Genomic DNA, 1,526 nt, shown 5'->3' with positions numbered 1-1,526 from the left:
GCTCCCCCGCGTCCGTCCCCGGCACGGTCGCGTCCCGGTCGCCGAGGTTGACCGCGACCAGCAGCGGTCCGTGCCGGAGCGCCAGCCAGCGGGCCTGCTCGTCGTACTCGACGTGCACCTCGGCCAGCGGCACGCCCTCGGGTACGTGCGCGCGGCGCAGGCCGAGCAGGGTGCGGTGCCAGTCCAGCAGCCAGGCGTGGGGCTGCCGCAGGGGTTCCGTCCAGTCCAGGCAGGAGCGGCCCCGGGTCGCCGGGTCCTGCGGGTCGGGGATCCGGGACGCCGACCAGCCGTGCGCGGCGAACTCGCGGCGGCGTCCGCGCCGGACGGCTTCGGCCAGCTCCGGGTCGGTGTGGTCGGTGAAGTACTGCCAGGGCGTGCGGGCGCCCCACTCCTCGCCCATGAACAGCATCGGGGTGCCCGGTCCGCAGAGCACCAGCGCCGCCGCGCAGGCCGACAGTTCCGGACTGATACCGGCGGCCAGCCGGTCGCCGAGCGCCCGGTTCCCGATCTGGTCGTGGGTCTGCGCGTAGACGACGAGGCGCTGCGCGTCGGTGGTGGTCCGGTCGAGCGGTCGTCCGTGACGCCGGCCTCGGAAGGCGGAGTACGTGCCGTCGTGGAAGAAGCCGCCGGTGAGGGTGCGGGCGAGGGCGGCCATCGGGGCGCGAGCGAAGTCCGCGTAGTACCCCTGGTCCTCGCCGGTGAGCGCGACGTGCAGGGCGTGGTGGAAGTCGTCGTTCCACTGGGCGTGCAGCCCGAGGCCGTTGCGTTCCCGCAGTGCCGTGGTGCGCGGGTCGTTCTGGTCGGACTCGGCGATGAGGAAGAGCGGCCGGCCCAGCTCGGCGCTGAGTGCGTCGACCGACGCGGAGAGCGCGGCCAGGAAGTGCTCGGCCCGGGTGTCGACGAGGGCGTGCACGGCGTCGAGCCGCAGCCCGTCGAGCCGGTAGTCGCGCAGGAAGGCGAGAGCGCTGCCGATGAGGTAGTCGCGGACCTCGTCCGAGCCGGGAGCGTCCAGGTTGATCGCCGCTCCCCACGGCGTGTGGTGGCGGTCGGTGAAGTACGGACCGAAGGCGGGCAGCTGATTACCCGAAGGGCCGAGGTGGTTGTGCACCACGTCCAGCACCACGCCCAAACCGTGGCCGTGCGCCGTGTCGACGAAGCGCTTCAGTCCGTCCGGACCGCCGTAGGGCTCGTGCACCGCCCACGGCGCCACACCGTCGTAGCCCCAGCCGTGCCGGCCGGGGAAGGGGCTGACCGGCATCACCTCGACCTGGGTGACGCCCAGCTCGGCCAGCCCGCCCAGCCGCTCCGCCGCCGCGTCGAACGTGCCCGCGTCGGTGAACGTGCCCACGTGCAGCTCGTACAGCACCGAACCGGCCAGGTCGCGCCCCGGCCAGTCGTGCCGCCAGCGGAACGCCGTGTGGTCGACGACGGCGCTCAGCCCTTCCGGGCCGTCCGGCTGCCGCCGCGAGCGCGGGTCGGGGCGCACCGGGCCGTCGTCCAGCACGAAGCCGTAGCGGGCGCCGGCG

At 74.4% G+C, this 1,526-nt stretch carries 1 protein-coding gene; it reads right to left on the bottom strand.

Features of this window, described 5'->3' with window-relative positions:
- On the bottom strand, positions 1–1,526 hold a 1,526-nt coding region (treZ, locus tag ACYVE9_RS26275), incomplete at both ends, for a malto-oligosyltrehalose trehalohydrolase (RefSeq protein WP_461030388.1).

It is taken from the genome of Streptomyces sparsus (genome assembly GCF_054776295.1).
The sequence above is the reverse complement of the archived record's forward strand: the minus strand, read 5'-3'. Positions and strand labels throughout refer to the sequence as shown.